We start from the raw sequence: 367 nt of genomic DNA on the forward strand, positions 1-367 counted from the left end.
TTAAACAAATTTACATCAAATCCAGTATTAGGTGTTATTGCAGGTATCGTTGTAACTATTTTAATACAAAGTAGTTCAGGTACGACAGTTATCACAATCGGACTGGTAACAGCTGGATTTATGACATTGAAACAAGCCATTGGAGTGATAATGGGTGCTAATATCGGAACAACGGTAACTGCATTTATTATCGGTATAGATTTAGGCGAATATGCAATGCCAATTTTAGCATTAGGTGCATTTTTAATCTTTTTCTTTAAACGCTCTAAAATCAATAACATTGGCCGCATACTATTCGGTTTCGGTTCTCTATTCTTCGGTCTAGAATTTATGGGTGATGCCGTTAAACCTTTAGCATCATTAGATG

At 35.1% G+C, this 367-nt stretch carries 1 protein-coding gene; it reads left to right on the forward strand.

Translation table 11 applies throughout. The features are described from left to right. A partial coding sequence (locus tag K9U41_RS23475; protein WP_282643233.1) for a Na/Pi symporter occupies nucleotides 1–367 on the forward strand: 367 nt, incomplete at both ends.

This window comes from Xanthobacter autotrophicus (genome assembly GCF_029991245.1).
GTDB classification, from domain to species: Bacteria; Pseudomonadota; Alphaproteobacteria; order Rhizobiales; family Xanthobacteraceae; genus Xanthobacter; species Xanthobacter autotrophicus_C.